Raw genomic sequence first — 14,932 nt, forward strand, 5'->3', positions numbered from 1 at the left:
CGTTTTGGCTAGTAGCCGCGAATATCAGGCCAATGGCGCTCCACCCCTTGGCGTTCGATGTGGGTGTGAAACTGCGCCAGCCGCTTTTCATCGGCATGCACGCCATGCGGGGTCTCGCCCCTGTCAAGGCAATAGGCGGCCAGCATGCCGGCCACTTCGCCGATGTTCCATTCGACGGGATGCAGCCTGTAACAACCATTGGTGATATGGGTCGTGCCGATATTCTTGGATGCCGCCAGCAGGTTCGTTTTGTGGCGGGGAATAAGGGCACCGAGCGGAATTTCGAAAGGGCAGGCGCCGACATCGATATAGTTATCGCCGCCCGTCGAGGGGTGCAGATCGATGCGGTACATGCCGATACCGATACTGTCGGGGTAATGCACCGCGCCGCGATCGCCGCGCACGGCAAGCGACAGATCCTGTTCCACCACCGTGGTCAGAGCACGAATGCGACGGCTTTCACGGATATAGGGCGCCATGGCCAGGCCATGCTCCGTGCCGGTAATGTCGCCGCGCAGGCGCAGGCCCGGAAAACCCTGACCACCATCCGGGCGGGGCGCCTCGGTCTGCATCCAGTAGAACATGGAATAGGACAGGCTTGCCGCATCGGCCAGCCGCTCGGCATATTGTTCGGGGGTAACGTCGATGATCGGTGCCTCGAAATAATCGATCATCGGCCAGTTCACGAGGCAGATATCGCTGGCATAGGCGCCGGGCCGAAATGTGTGGCGGGCGGCAATGCGGCGGAATATCCACAGGCTCATATCGCCGGCGCTGTGGCGCTGGTCGGCAACGTCGCGTGTTGCGTTGTCAACCGGGTTGGGATCGAAGAACCGTCGGCTGCGCTCCAGTGTCCGCGGATTGGGCGAGTCCCAGCTCAATAGCGGGCCGCCCCAGAATTCGGGGGCAACCTGACGCCAATGGTCATACCGGGCGGGTTTGTCGATGACATGATTGCCGTCAACCTGATCGACGGCGAAACAGATCGAGACGGCCTGCTGATTATGCGGTTGCGTCTCCGCCGGCGCGCTCGGTTCGCCGGTTTCGGATTGGGCTTCGAAACCAGTGACATAGTCGGTTGCGGTCAGCGGCAGCAGATCGCCCAGTTCGGTGGCGTCGATGATATAGCGGGCCGAGCAGGAAACGAGATCACCGGTATTGCAATGGCGCAGCGTCACGGCCTGCACGGTATCGCCGTCGACCTCCGCTGATATCGGCTCATAGGGCTTGAGGATGGTCAGCTTGCCGCCTGCCGCGTAAGGCGCAAGCATTGCCTCCATCACCGCCAGCGAAACGCGTGGTTCATGGCACAGGCGAGATACGTTGCCGTCTCCGGGGTTGAGCGTCAGATCGGCCCGGGCGGCGTCCGTCAGCGGATAGTGGTCGCGGTAATATTGCCGCACACCCGTGCGCAGGGCGCGATAGCTGGCGGTGATCCCGAACTGTTCAACCCAGCTGTGTTCGTCGGGCGGTACGGCCTGGCTGGTCAGCTGGCCGCCAATCCATTCGAATGCTTCGGTCAGGATAACGCTGCGGCCGTTGCGCAGGGCCCCAAGCGCCGCCGCCACGCCGCCAAGTCCGCCGCCAACCACAAGAATATCTGCATTGTATTCTCTCACGTCAGGTTCTCTTTCCTTGAGTTGGGCCTTGTTTTGGGGAGGCGAGCGTTTCGCCCGCCACGATGTCGCAGCCCAGCAATATCTGCTTTACGGGGCCGGGGGGGCTGGTGAGGGTCTCGACCAGCATGGAAGTCGCCTGCCTGCCCATTTCTTCGCGGGGGATGGCATAGGAGGTGAATACGCGCTGCAACCGAAGCGTATGCGTGCGGGTGCCGCTGCCCAGCACCACTATGGAAAGATCGCCGGGGACGCTCACCCCCTGGGCACGGGCATGATTGTCGAAGACCACCGCCTCGGCCACCTCGGCAAAAAAAACGACGCTTGCTCCGCTGGCGCGAACGGCGGCCAGTTGCTCGGCCGGATCGCCATTTTCACTTTCGTGGGAATAGACCAGCTCCGCCGCGCCCTCTATTGCGGCCAGAAAACCACGCCAGCGATCGCTGATGGATTCCGCCGGACCCGTCGCGCCGATAAAGGCGAAGCGGCGATGGCCAGCTGCAAGTGCTTCTCGGACAAGAGCATGTGTGGCTGTCACATAATCCGCGCCGACATAACGCACCGGCCCGCCAGCATCGTCACGGCGACCGACTGCGACGTAAGGGTAGTCACCGGCAACCAGCTGGGCCAGCTCATCGCGGTCGAACTGGCTGCCCAGAATGAGGCATCCGTCGGCCAGTCGAAGCCGACCTGTTTCCCCGAAGATGCGCTTGCGGCCGTTATCGTCGCGCGCCGCAGCCGTCATCAGCAGAAGGTCGTAGCTCAACCTCTCCGCTTCCTCCTCTATTCCCATCAGGAAAGGCGTGTAGAAATCCGCCTGCACAATCGGGAACGCCGGTTGATAGGTGAAAACACCCAGAATCCGGTTCGCGCCCTTGACCATGCTGCGCGCGATGGGGTCCGCCACATAACCGGTGTCACGAATGGCCTTCAGCACACGCTCGCGCGTTTCAGGCGGAATGCGACCTTCAGCGGATTTCGCCTCGTTGAGCACGAGCGAAACCGTCGCCTGGCTGACCCCCGCGAAGATCGCAATATCACGTTGCGTCACCCGCCTAACCATCGAAACCTCGTTTTCTGCGGCTGCTAATTCGTATTAGCTGCTTATGCGTATAAACAAGGTTTGCGAGGGGATGTCAAGAGTGAGGTACTCCGCGATGATGTGTCAGGTTCCGGCACGGAGCATGGTGCCGCTATAGGCGGCACGCGAAATTGCAGGATGCGTGCTGAATAATTCTCCTGAGAGATGTGAAGAAAATTTTCGCTGCTTTTGGCAAAACGCCGTCGGGCCTCGATCTATTGCCAAACTCTATCTCGGATACGCTCAGAAACGAGTGATGCGATCTGGAGATCACAGCTGATTTTGATTGATAATACAAAACCAGGTTGCACTTACCCGTCGCATTGATGCTAATATTCGCACATGGGATTCGGGGTTTTCATTCATCGGTCAGATTCAATCTACGACGACAGTCCGGCGGAGCAATATCAGTTCCCGAGCCAATATCTTGGACGTGTGCAAGCCTGCATCGGCGATTGGATCATTTATTATGAGCCGCGCAAGGTTGTAGCGACGCGTGGTTATTTTGCTGTCGCCAAAGTAGCCGAAGTCATTGCCGACCCCAAGGCTTCCGGGATGTATTTGGCTTTGATCGAGCCAGGAAGCTACCTCGACTTTGTCAATCCTGTTGCGTTCGGTGGGCAGGATGGAATTGTCGAGCGCGGGTTGCTGAATGATGAGGGCCGGATTTCCGGCCGTGCACAGGCGGCCGTGCGCTCGATATCATCGGCAGATTTTAATCGCATCGTCTCTATTGGATTGGCGGAGCTTGAAGTGGAATTACCGCGGCTTGGTGAGCCGGAGGAAACGGGAGGCCCACTGGCGTTCGAAGACGAGCCTCAGACGCCCTTCGTCTTGGAGGAGGAGCGGGAGCGTGTCACGATGCTCTCTTCGCGCCTTGTTCGAAACCGCCTGTTTCGCCGGCTGGTTTTGCAGGCTTATGACAAGAGATGCGCAATTACAGGGCTGAAGCTTATCAATGGCGGCGGGCGGGCAGAGGTTGACGCTGCGCACATACGTCCTGTCGAGGCAAATGGTCCCGACATCATAAGCAACGGTATCGCCCTTTCGGGCACGGCTCACTGGATGTTCGACCGCGGGCTGATCGGCCTGTCCGATAGCCTCGAAATTATCGTTTCCCGCCAGGCCAATGATCCGGAAAGCATTTTTCATCTGATTAACAAGTCTGGCCGGGCAATCGTGCCAGCTCGGCCATTCGAGAGGCCTCATCCACATTTCTTGCAATGGCATCGGGAGAACTGTTTTAAGGCCTAGGGCTCGGTGCGCGCAATCTGGAGGTTACTGTCCATTGCCGGTTCGGCAGGGCTAGGTCAGATATCGTAGACCTATTTGGTTCAGACCAAAGCGATCTGCGCTACGTAGCGCCGGACCGGCATCCATTTCATTGTCTATGTCACCGGAGTGCGCCTGCGAGCCGCATACAATTCATGAAAACCGGAAAAGTTCCGAGACAGAGAGCGGTCTAAAAGCCGGTTACGGGCAACAATAAATTACAAAATCTTCATTGCAGGTCACTCATTCCGGAGCTTAGATTTTATCGGGGGGAGAAATGAGAGAGCAATGTCGAACCTGGGTAGCCTCACATCCCTTTTTGTCTTCGCGACAGGCATTTTCGCCTTCTATCGATGGATGACGGATGGCATCGGCACGGAAAACAGGAAGTCGGAATCGAGATGGTGAGTTTTTCGGTCCCGACAGACACCGCAGTATCCGAGATAAGAAAACGGGTGGCAAAAATCATCGGCGAACAGCTCGGGATAGCTGATGATAAAATAGTCGATACAGCTGATTTTTCCGAAGATCTGAATGCCGATTCGCTTGAGGTCGTTCAGATCGTCATGGAGATCGAAGAGGAATTTGGCATCGAAATTCCCGATGCTGCCGCAGACAGTCTTTCCACTGTCGGTGATGCCATTCGCTTCATTCAGCTGGCAACGACTTAGTCGATCCGGAAAGGGCGCGTTCGATATGGCGATAATCCATCCCTTCATGTACTTTCTTCCCGCCGTCGTCGGCACCTATGTCCTCTATAAATTCATCCTCTATTTGCTCGGCGCCGATTAGGCGCCGGTCACCGCGTCCGCGCCTTTCGGCCCCGGTTTGTGTTCAAGCTCCCCAATCAGAAGGATCCTTCACCATACCAACCGAAATAAATTTCACACCATAAAATAAAATTCAAACAGCATTGACGGCTGCTCGGTTTCCGGCTATCCCAATTCACATGCAATAAATTACATCGAATAAAATTTATTGCGGACTAAGTCATTGTCCTTGGGAGGGGAATATGTTGGCTTTTCTGAAATCGACCGCTGCCGCGGGTGTTTTAGCCGTGGCGATTGCCGCTGGTGCCGGTTCGCAGGCCACGGCTGCCGGCAAATTTGCCTGCGAGCCGGGTGAGACCTATGTGATGAACGTCATGGTTTCCAGCCACCCCTATTGGGTGCCGGTCTTCGAGGGGTTTAAGCAGGCCGCAAAGGCGCTCGGCTGCGAGGCCGTTTTCACCGGCACGCCGGAATACGACATCACCAAGCAGATCGCATCTTTCGAGCAGGAGCTGGTGAAGAAGCCGAAGGGCATCCTGCTGCACCCGATGCAGGCCGATCCATTTATTGAACCGATCAACAAGGCGATCGGCTCCGGCGTTTCGGTGACGACTTTTGCGGCGGATTCTCCGAAGTCGAAGCGCACCGCCTACATCACCTCGGACAATGTCGCCGAGGCGAAATTCGCGGCCGATGAAATCGTCAAGAAACTCGGCGAAAAAGGCGAATATGCCGTTCTGGAAAATCCCGGACAGAGCAACCACGATCTGCGCGTCACCGCCCTCATCGACTATATGGGGCGCACCTATCCGCAGATGAAGCTCGTCGGCCGCCAGGCGACCAATCAGGATGCGAATGTCGCCTATCAGGCGGTTGGCGCCCTGCTGCAGGCCAATCCAAATCTCGGAGCATTGTGGATACCCGAGGCCGGTTCGGCTGAAGGCGCGACCACCGCCGTTCTTGAGGCAAAAAAGAAGGTCCTGATCCTGCATGCGGATATCACACCCGCGACGCTGGAACATATCAAGCAGGGCAATATCTACATGTCCATCAATCCCAATCAGGGCGTGCAGGGCTTCATGGGTTTCATGAACACGTTTCTGGGCGCCCATTCGGACCTGATCGACCCGTTCAACGACTACAAGGTTTCCGGCTTCAACCCGATGCAGGTTCCTTCGATGGACAATGGTTTCGCGGTCATCACCAAGGCGAACGCCGCTTCCTTCGATCTCAACGATTATATGAAGGGGCGCTGACGCGCCGCACTGGACCCGGCGAGGTTTGCGCCTCGCCGGCCACAAGGGGAAGCAGGTTCGGGAGGGCGTTATGGGTGAGGTCATCCTCAGCATGACGAATATTCACAAGGTGTTCGGCCCCGTGCGGGCGCTGCGCAATGCGGCGCTTGAGTTGCGGCGCGGCGAAATCCATGCGCTGGCGGGTGAAAACGGCGCCGGCAAGTCGACACTGATGCATATCATCGACGGTATTCTGCAGCCGGATGGCGGGGAAATCGTGCTGGATGGCAAATCGGTCAAGATATCCTCGCCCAATGCGGCGAACCGGCTCGGCATCGGTTTCGTGCATCAGGAGATCGCCCTCTGCCCGGAGATTTCGGTCGCCGAGAACATGTTTATGTCGCAGACGGGCCAAAGCCGATCATGGTTCATGAACTATCGCGATCTCGAAAAGCGGGCGGCAATTGTGCTGCGGGAAATCGGTGATATCGATCCCGCCCGCCGGGCCGGTGACCTGTCGATCTCGCAACAGCAGATCGTCGAAATCGCCAAGGCGCTGACACTCGATTGCCGCATCCTGATCCTTGACGAGCCGACGGCGGCTTTGACCGAGACCGAGGCCCAGACTCTTTTCAGGATCATGCACCGGCTGGCGGAACGGGGCATTGCCATCGTTTATATCTCGCATCGTATGGCGGAGATTTTCGAACATTGCGACCGCATCACGGTGATGCGCGACGGCTGCCATATCAGGACGGAGAACATTACCGATATTTCCCCCGAGGAAGTCGTCAACAGCATGGTGGGACGGGTGCTCGACAAGCTCTATCCGCCAAAACTTTCGGACGATGAAAAATCGGAGGACGTCATTCTCTCGGTTCGGGGCCTGAATGAAGGAAAGCGGGTTTTCGATGTCAATTTCGATCTGCGCCGCGGCGAAATCCTGGGGCTTGCCGGGCTGATCGGTGCGGGAAGAAGCGAGATCGCCCGCGCCGTTTGCCGGCTGGAGGGTAAGCCGAGAGGCGAGGTTACGCTGCGCGGCCGGCCGCTGAGGCTCAAGGATTATCGCGACAGCATCCGCGAGGGGCTGGTCTATCTGTCCGAGGATCGCAAGGGGGACGGGCTTTTCCTCAATATGTCCATCGCCTCGAATGTCTCCGCGCTCGATATCGGCAGGGTATCGAACGGCATGGGCTTCATCGAACGGCGCAAGGAAACGAAGCGCGCCGATGAGCTGGGACGCCGCCTGAAACTTCGGGCGAACAGCGTCGGCGATGCGGTATCGACGCTGAGCGGCGGCAACCAGCAGAAGGTGGCGCTGGCGAAGATGCTGTCGGTGGAGCCGGAGGTCATCTTTCTGGACGAGCCGACACGCGGGGTGGATGTGGGGGCGAAGGCGGAAATCCATCGGCAGATCAGAGAACTGGCGCGCGAGGGGGTCGGTGTGGTCGTCATATCCTCGGAACTGCCGGAACTCATCGGCGTCAGCGACCGCGTGCTGGTCGTGCGCGAGGGTCGGATTACGGGTGAGGTCGAGGGCGACGACATGACGGAGGAAAAGATCATGCAGCTCGCATCGATCAACATTTTGCATAGCCCGGAAAGGGCCTGAGGGAGCGGGAAAATGGCAACATCGGAAACACCTTCAAGCCTTGCCGAGACGGCGGTTCGCCGCACTGCCTGGTGGGAGCCGGCGCTCAAGGCGCGGGAAACCGGGCTGATCGTCATCATCCTCGCGCTTTTTGCGGTGATGTCCTTCATATCTCCGTATTTCCTGACCGTGGACAATCTGCGGGCCATGGCCATGGTCTTCGCCATCGAAAGCATCGTCGTGGTGGGCATGACGATCCTGCTGATCTCTGGCGGTATCGACCTTTCGGTCGGTTCAGTCACCGCACTTGCGATGGTGGCGGCTGGCTGGCTGTTCCTCAATGGCGTTGACCCATGGGTGGCGGCGGGGCTGGCGATCTGCCTTACGACCTTGATCGGCATGGCCATGGGATTCCTGACGACGGTGATCGGCCTGCATCATTTCATCGTGTCGCTGGGCGTCATGGTGATTGCGCGCGGTGTGTGCCTGCTGGCGACGGGTGGGCGCCCGCTCGGCCTCTATTCCCTGCCGCCGGAATTCAAGTTCATCGGTCAGGGCGCGCTTGGCGGCATTCCGCTGGTGCTGATCATCTTCGCGGTGGTGGTTGTTGCTTTCGATCTGCTGCTGCGGCGCACGACCGCCTTCCGCAAGGTGTTCTATACCGGCAGCAATCCCAAGGCCGCGGCCTATTCCGGCATCCGCGTCGGCCGGGTGGTGTTTGCCACCACCACGCTTTGTTCGATGTTGTGCGGTGTTGCAGGCGTTATCTACATGGCCCGCTTCGGCTCTGCCCAGCCAAGCTTCGGCGTCGGCATGGAACTCAACGTGATTGCGGCGGCGGTCATCGGCGGCGCGAGCCTTTCGGGTGGCTCGGGCACCATTCTCGGCGCGATCCTTGGGGCGATCCTTCTTTCGGTGGTTTCCAGTTCGCTTGCCTTGCTCAATGTGTCTGTCTACTGGCAGGACATCATCAGGGGCAGCATATTGCTGACTGCGGTCCTGTTCGACCACTATCTGGTCAGGCGCCGCCGTTGAACGCCCTTCGCTCGCCCGAGGGTAACTGGAGAAAGACGACCATGCTGGATATCAAGGACGATTTCGATCAACAGAGACAGATGTATTCGGTCCTGGTGCTGCATTTCATCGAGGGCGTGAAGCAGTCGGAAATCGCCGAGCGGCTCAATCTTTCCCATACCAAGGTAAACCGCATGATTGCGGCCGGCCGCAAGGCGGGCATGGTGAAGATCACCATCGCCAGCCCCTACCAGAGGCTGGTGGACCTCGAAAACGAGATCACCCGCCGTTTCGGCCTCAGGCAGTCGGTGGTGACGCCGACGGTCTCCGATAATCCGGAAACCGCCTTGCAGATGGTGGGTCGGGTGGCTGCCAACCACTTGCTGGAGACCATTCGTGACGGCGATGTGATTGCGATTACCGGCGGCAAGGCGGTGAGTGCCGTTGTCGACAATCTGGAGGCGGAGCGTCGTTTCGATGTGCGGGTGGTGCCGCTGACCGGCGGTGTGCAGGGCAAGCACTATACGGATGTCAATCATCTCGCCACGCAACTGGCGGAGAAACTCGGCGGCAGCGCATCGCTCGTTCATGCGCCGCTGTTTGCCGAGGATGAGGAACAGCGCGATCTGCTGATGAATGTCGCATCGATACGCGAAGTCTTCGATCTGGCCCGGCAGGCGCAGGTGGCGCTGGTCGGCATCGGCTCCGTGGAGGCTCCGGGCTCCGGCTATTACGATCTTCTGCCGGATGCCGCCCGTGGCGGGCAGGCGCTGGTGGATGCGGGGATTGCCGGCGAGTTTCTTGCCCATCTCACCATGGCGGACGGACAGCTGGCGCGCATCGATCTCAACTCGCGCGTGGTGGCGCTGGACCCCGGGCAGCTTGCCCGGTGCCCGAATATCATCGGTGTTGCGGCAGGCGCCATCAAGGCCGGACCGGTGGCGGCCACGCTTGCCGGCCGCTATCTGACCTCGCTCGTCGTTGATGAGGCGATAGCCGGCTATTTACTGGATCATGAAGGAGGGGAGACCTCGTGACGGACAATGCAATATTGACCCGGACGATTGGCAGAAGCGGCATTAACGCATCCGCCGTGGGGCTTGGCACCTGGGCCATCGGCGGCTGGATGTGGGGCGGCACCGACGAGCGGCAATCCATTGCCGCCGTCCAGGCCTCCATCGATGCCGGCATTTCCCTCGTCGACACCGCACCGGCCTATGGCATGGGGCTTGCGGAAACCATCGTCGGCAAGGCAATTGCCGGCAGGCGCGACAAGGTTGTGCTGGTCACCAAATGCGGGCTCGTCTGGCATGTGAATGAGGGTGCCTATTTCTTCCATCAGGATGGCAAGCCCGTTCACCGTTACCTCGGCGCCGCTTCCATCCGGCACGAGGTCGAAGAGAGCCTGAAACGGCTCGGAACCGACTATATCGATCATTACGTGACCCATTGGCAGGACGCCACGACGCCGATTGCCGAAACGGTCGAGGCTCTGGTGCGGCTAAAGGAAGAGGGGAAAATCCGCTCCATCGGGGCAAGCAACGTCTCACCCGGCAATCTCGAAGCCTATATCGCCACCGGCGCGCTGGATGCCATTCAGGAAGAATATTCCATGGTGAAGCGCGATATCGAGACGACGCTGCTGCCGCTTTGCCGAAAGAATGATGTTTCGGTTCTCAGCTATTCGTCGCTGGCGCTCGGTCTCCTCTCGGGCAAGGTTGGGCCTGAACGGGTCTTTGCGGAAGACGACCAGCGCCACGGCAACCCGCGCTTCAGCCAGGCGAACCGTCAGAAAATCGCGCGGTTGATGGGCGTGCTGGAACCGGTGGCGGCCGCCCACGGGGCTTCGGTCGCGCAGGTGGTAATCGCCTGGACGATTGCGCAACCGGGCATAACATTCTCGCTGTGCGGCGCGCGCGATCCGGCTCAGGCGGTTGAAAACGCCGCAGCGGCACGTCTCCGCCTCACGCAGAATGAGCTGGCACTCATCAGCGCCGGTGTCGCGGAGCATCTTGTGGGGCTCGATAGCTGATTATGTAGGCTGAGACGGGACTTCAGGCGAACAGCGCATCATTTTCGTCCCGTCTCTCACGTCGCTTTAAACGGTCAACAACATTGGGACGCTGGTCATCCGCCAGCGAACGGTACTTCTATGCCCAGTTTTCGCGAGGACGCTCTGCGCCGCATCCGGCTCGATGGTGATTTCGATGCCGTCGTTATCGGCGGCGGCATCAACGGAATTGCCGCCTATCGCGATCTCGCCTTGCAGGGGCTGCGTGTGCTGCTGGTGGAGCGCAACGATTTCTCCTCAGGCTGCAGCGCAGCACCCTCACGCATGATCCATGGCGGCCTGCGTTATCTCGAAAACGGTGAATTCGGCCTCGTGGCAGAATCTTTGCGGGAGCGGGATGCGCTTCTCAGGCTCGCGCCGCATATGGTTCATCCGCTGCCGACCACGATCCCGATCTTTTCGACTTTCAGCGGCCTGTTCAATGCGGTGGCAACTTTTGCCGGTTCCGGCGGAAAACCCGCAAGCCGGGGCGCTCTCGCCATCAAGGCGGGTCTGTTGCTCTATGATTTCGTCACCCGCAAAAACCGTATCCTGCCCCGTCACGCCTTTCGCGGTGCGCCCGGGACTTTGCAGAATTGGCCGGATTTGACGCCGGAGATCAGATATTCGGCCACCTATTACGATGCGTGGATCAGCCAGCCCGAACGGCTGGCTCTGGAGCTTTTGATCGACACCCGTGCCGATGCGCCGCAAAGCATTGCGCTCAACTATGCGGAGCTTGTCCGTCTTGGCGACGAGTACCATCTTCGGTTGGAGGGCGTGGATGAAGCCCTGCCCATCCGCCCAAGGATCATCGTCAATGCGACCGGCGCATGGATCGACGAGACGATTGGCGCGCTGGCTGCCCCCCCGGCGGCGGAGACAGCAAAACCGACCGTCTCCGGAACCAAGGGATCGCATCTGATCATTGCCAACGAGGCGCTTTTGAAGGCCCTGAACGGCCATATGATCTTCTTCGAGAATGACGATAATCGCGTCTGTATCCTCTTTCCCTATCTCGGCCGGGTTCTCGCAGGCTCAACCGATATCAAGGTGGATCGCCCCGAGCGGGTGCGCTGCGAGCCCGAGGAGCGGGATTATATTCTGGACGCGATCCGGCAGGTCTTTCCGCAGATTGCCATTAACCATTCCGACATTGTTTTCAGTTTCAGCGGTATACGTCCGCTGCCGCGCAGCGATGCCGCCTTTACCGGAAGAATTTCCCGCAGCCATTTCATCCACCGCGTCGCGGGCGATCCGCCGCAGCTTTGCATGATCGGCGGCAAGTGGACCACTTTCAGGGCTTTCGGCGAACAGGTGACCGACGAGGTTCTGGCCTTTCTTGGCCGCAGACGGCTGACCGGCACCATGGACCGCCCGATCGGCGGCGGCAGGAATTTTCCCACTGGCGCCAGCAGCCTTCCTGCCTTGCTGTCGGAGGAGTTTTCGATTGCCGGAGACCGGGCGGAGCATCTGGCTCTGGCTTACGGCTCCCGTGCCTTCGATCTGATGGGTTTTTGCCGGGGCCGTGCGGATGATGTGCGGCTTTCAGAAAAATCGCCGATCACGGCTGCGGAGGTGGTCTGGCTGATCCGCTTCGAAAATGTCCGACACCTGACCGATCTTGTCCTGCGGCGCACGACGCTCGCCATCACCGGCGTCATCGATGCCGATCTGACCGACGCGATCCTCGCCGTTGCGACCCGCGAGCTTGGCTGGTCGGCCACCCAGGCGGCGGCGGAACGGCAGCGGCTTATCCATGAGCTGGAGACTTTTTACGGGGTCACGCCGGCAATGCTTCAACACAGATGCAAGGAGAATGCATGATGATGCGGATTTCGAAAAAGGCGCGCATGAACCGGCTGTTCCGTAATGGCGGTTGCCTGGATGTGGCCATCGATCACGGGGTTTGCAACGAGCCGAGCTTCCTCGTCGGGCTGGAGGATATGGCGCAGACCGTGAACAGGCTGGTCGAGGCCGGTCCCGATGCCATACAGATGGCCTATGGGCAGGCGGATCTGCTGCAGCAGAGGCCGGAGCGCGACAAGCCGGCCCTCGTCATGCGTATCGATATGGGCAATCCCTATAATTCCACGCGCCACAGAACCATGTGGTCGCAGCTCCAGAACCATCACGATCCGATCATCGGTGCGCTGGAAATGGACGCTGCCTGCGTCGTTGTGAACCTGTTCATGCTGCCAGATGAGCCGGAGCTGTTTCGTCAATGCGTCGAAAACATCAGCCGTGTGCGGGCAGATTGCCATCGTTTCGGTATGCCGCTGATGATCGAACCGCTGGTGATGCTGGCGAATGATGTGCGCGGCGGTTATCAGGTGGATGGCGACGCCGAAAAGATCGTCACGCTGGTGCGTCTTGCCTCGGAAATGGGAGCCGATATCATCAAGGCTGATCCGACCAGCGATCCGCATGATTTTCACAAGGTGATTGAGGCCGCGCGGTGCCCGGTGCTGGTGCGGGGTGGGGGGCGTGAGGACTTGCGTAACGTGCTTACGAAATCGGCGGCTCTTGTGGCCGAAGGTGCGAACGGGATGGTTTATGGGCGCAATATTTACCAGCACGACAATCCCAAGGCCGTCGTTGCGGCTTTGATGGCCATCATCCATCAGGGTGCGGGCGGTGAGGAAGCATGGGATATCTATAATCGTGGCTGACAAAAATTACATATTGGGTCTCGATGTCGGCAACACGGTCATCAAGGCCGTGCTGTTCGACACGGAAGGCCGGCAGGTCGCGCAACATGCCATCGACGGACAGTCGACATTTCCCCAGCCCGGCTATGTCGAGCGCGATCTCGAGGAGTTGTGGCGGAACGGCTGCGAGGCGATCCGCCAGCTTCTGGTGAAATCGTCCGTCGATCCCCGCAGCGTCCTGGCCGTGGGCTGCGCCGGCCACGGCAATGGTCTTTACCTTCTGGACAGGGACCAACAGCCCCTGATCGGCATCCAGTCGCTCGACAGCCGCGCTGCCGATGTGGCGGCCGAGCTTGACCGGAAAAGCGGAGCACAATTGCAGGCCCGTTGCCTGCAGCGGCCATGGCCTGCGCAAACACCCAGCCTTCTGGCCTGGGTAAAGCGACATGCACCTGATCTTTATGCCCGGACCGGTACGGTCCTGTTCTGCAAGGATTTCGTCAATTTCCGCCTGACGGGGTGCCTTGCCAATGATATTTCCGATCTCAGCGGCGCGGGGCTGCTTGCCTTGCCGGAAGCGCGGCTCGACCGCGAGCTTCTGTCACTTTACGATCTTGAGGACGCGTTCGCGTTTTTCCCCCGTCGCGTGGAATCGGCTGACATCGTCGGCCATGTGACGGGCGAGGCTGCGGCGATGACGGGGCTGTCCGAAGGCACGCCCGTCATCGGCGGTTTCTTCGACGTGGTCTCCAGCGCCATGGGGTCGGGTGTCATCAATGCCGGGGAAGCGTCCATCATCGCCGGCACCTGGAGTATCAACCAGGTTTTCGCGGACAGGCCGGTCATCAGTCCCGATGTCTTCATGGTCACCACCTTCGGCCGTGACCGCTATGTCAATATCGAATCCAGCGCCACCTCCGCCGCCAACCTCGAATGGTACGTGCACCGTGTTCGCGGCGACCATGGCGACCACGCCTTCGAGCGCTGCAACGAATTGGTTGGCTCCGTCACACCCCGCGCCGACGATCCGTTCTTCCATCCGTTCATTTTCGGCTCGCGGCTGGGTGCGGAATTTCGCGGCGGCTTTTACGGCCTCGCGGGATGGCACGGCGAAGGTCACATGTTGCGGGCCCTGTTCGAAGGGGTGTGTTTCGAACATCGCCGCCATATCGGCGTCCTGCGCGAAGCGGGACTGCCGGTGGAAAGCGCCGTGATGTCCGGCGGCGGTTCCCGCAGCCAGCATTGGCCGCAGATCATGGCGGATGTTCTGGAAATTCCGCTGCGTGTCGCGGAGGCCCGCGAGACGGGCGCGCTCGGCGCGGCCATTGGCGCGGCCGTGGCGATTGGGCTTTATCCTGACTATGAGGAGGCGGTTGCGGCGATGACACGGGTTGCGAATGCTTACCGGCCGGATGCTGCGCAAGTCTCGCATTATGGGCGGCGCTACGGTCTCTATGCAGAATTGACCGCGCAGTTGCGTAGCTTCTGGAGCGCTTTGCGGTTACCGCAATAGTCTCCGGCTTCGGCAGAGCGCAATCGCTCGCCTCATCCCTGCGCAGAGCGAAAGTATCTCTGCAGGGGGTGAGGATATCGCACAATAGTTTGTATATACTTCAATATTGCAACTTTATAAAGTATTGATGTTTGTTTAT

The 14,932-nt window shown here is 59.6% G+C and carries 12 protein-coding genes; 10 read left to right on the forward strand and 2 right to left on the reverse strand.

What is annotated here, in order from left to right; all coding sequences use genetic code 11:
• Positions 1 to 8: 8 nt before the first annotated feature.
• Both EM858_RS00395 and EM858_RS00400 read right to left on the reverse strand, forming a co-directional pair.
• Complete coding sequence (locus EM858_RS00395; RefSeq protein ID WP_127755439.1) at positions 9 to 1,619, reverse strand: FAD-dependent oxidoreductase; 1,611 nt, start codon at positions 1,617 to 1,619, stop codon at positions 9 to 11.
• 1 nt (position 1,620) lies between these two features.
• Positions 1,621 to 2,679 carry a LacI family DNA-binding transcriptional regulator gene (locus EM858_RS00400; RefSeq protein WP_127755440.1) on the reverse strand — a complete coding sequence of 353 codons (1,059 nt, stop codon included), beginning with the start codon at positions 2,677 to 2,679 and terminating at the stop codon, positions 1,621 to 1,623.
• A gap of 360 nt (positions 2,680 to 3,039) precedes the next feature.
• Between EM858_RS00400 and EM858_RS00405 the strand changes: the two genes are divergently transcribed.
• The 10 genes from EM858_RS00405 to EM858_RS00450 all read left to right on the forward strand — a co-directional run bounded on the left by EM858_RS00405 (position 3,040) and on the right by EM858_RS00450 (position 14,793).
• Entirely contained in the window at positions 3,040 to 3,951 is a 912-nt protein-coding gene (locus tag EM858_RS00405) for an HNH endonuclease (RefSeq protein ID WP_127755441.1), read from the forward strand.
• Positions 3,952 to 4,370: 419 nt separating this feature from the next.
• Positions 4,371 to 4,640, forward strand: a complete 270-nt coding sequence (locus tag EM858_RS00410) for an acyl carrier protein (protein WP_127755442.1) — start codon at positions 4,371 to 4,373, stop codon at positions 4,638 to 4,640.
• A 341-nt stretch (positions 4,641 to 4,981) separates the two neighbouring features.
• Complete coding sequence (locus tag EM858_RS00415) at positions 4,982 to 5,995, forward strand: substrate-binding domain-containing protein (protein ID WP_127755443.1); 1,014 nt, start codon at positions 4,982 to 4,984, stop codon at positions 5,993 to 5,995.
• A gap of 70 nt (positions 5,996 to 6,065) precedes the next feature.
• Positions 6,066 to 7,586 carry a sugar ABC transporter ATP-binding protein gene (locus EM858_RS00420; RefSeq protein ID WP_127755444.1) on the forward strand — a complete coding sequence of 507 codons (1,521 nt, stop codon included), beginning with the start codon at positions 6,066 to 6,068 and terminating at the stop codon, positions 7,584 to 7,586.
• A 12-nt stretch (positions 7,587 to 7,598) separates the two neighbouring features.
• A complete protein-coding gene (locus EM858_RS00425; RefSeq protein ID WP_127755445.1) occupies positions 7,599 to 8,600 on the forward strand; it encodes an ABC transporter permease in 1,002 nt (333 codons plus the stop codon).
• A gap of 41 nt (positions 8,601 to 8,641) precedes the next feature.
• Positions 8,642 to 9,616 carry a sugar-binding transcriptional regulator gene (locus EM858_RS00430; protein WP_162936886.1) on the forward strand — a complete coding sequence of 325 codons (975 nt, stop codon included), beginning with the start codon at positions 8,642 to 8,644 and terminating at the stop codon, positions 9,614 to 9,616.
• Positions 9,613 to 10,611: an aldo/keto reductase gene (locus tag EM858_RS00435; protein ID WP_127755446.1), complete on the forward strand. Its 999-nt coding sequence runs from the start codon at positions 9,613 to 9,615 to the stop codon at positions 10,609 to 10,611. The genes EM858_RS00430 and EM858_RS00435 overlap by 4 nt, the downstream gene beginning before the upstream one ends.
• Before the next feature lie 120 nt (positions 10,612 to 10,731).
• A complete protein-coding gene (locus EM858_RS00440) occupies positions 10,732 to 12,456 on the forward strand; it encodes a glycerol-3-phosphate dehydrogenase/oxidase (RefSeq protein WP_127755447.1) in 1,725 nt (574 codons plus the stop codon).
• A 2-nt stretch (positions 12,457 to 12,458) separates the two neighbouring features.
• The gene (locus EM858_RS00445; protein WP_127755884.1) at positions 12,459 to 13,301 is read left to right on the forward strand and encodes a class I fructose-bisphosphate aldolase; all 843 of its coding nucleotides are present in this window, start codon (positions 12,459 to 12,461) and stop codon (positions 13,299 to 13,301) included.
• The gene (locus tag EM858_RS00450; protein ID WP_164865261.1) at positions 13,294 to 14,793 is read left to right on the forward strand and encodes an FGGY-family carbohydrate kinase; all 1,500 of its coding nucleotides are present in this window, start codon (positions 13,294 to 13,296) and stop codon (positions 14,791 to 14,793) included. Before EM858_RS00445 ends, EM858_RS00450 begins: the two co-directional genes overlap by 8 nt.
• Positions 14,794 to 14,932 lie beyond the last annotated feature (139 nt).

The sequence above is a fragment of the Agrobacterium sp. CNPSo 2736 genome, from assembly GCF_004005385.1.
GTDB lineage: Bacteria > Pseudomonadota > Alphaproteobacteria > Rhizobiales > Rhizobiaceae > Agrobacterium > Agrobacterium leguminum.